The sequence below is a fragment of the Belnapia sp. AC561 genome (genome assembly GCF_979252845.1).
In genome coordinates this window covers 1-301 of the sequence record NZ_CEEDBP010000150.1, presented here as the reverse complement: position 1 = coordinate 301, position 301 = coordinate 1, and the positions used below count along the sequence as shown (strand labels likewise).

General features: G+C 63.1%; 1 protein-coding gene. It reads right to left on the bottom strand.

The window, feature by feature from the left end:
* Positions 1-301 (bottom strand): RNA polymerase sigma factor (locus AC0IW9_RS30520; protein ID WP_471652061.1); only part of this gene is annotated, 301 nt, incomplete at both ends.

Here is a 301-nt window from a genome sequence, read left to right as displayed (position 1 = left end):
GCCCAGAACCTCTGCCGTCTCGGCCTGGCTCAAGCCCTCGATCGTCCGAAGCACGAGCACCTCCTTGAGGTTCATCGGCAGGGTCGCGATCGCGCGCGTTACCCGGTCCAGTTCCTGCCGATCGGCCACGGTGGTATCTGTTGCGGGACCGTCATCGATCACCGCGTCAGCCTGACCATCCTCGGAAATGGCGAAGGAGAAGAAACGGCGGACAGTCCGCTTTCTCCCCCAATCGCGGCACTTGTTGATCGCGATCGTCGACAGCCATGCCTTCATCGACCGCTGCGCATCGTAGCGCGAC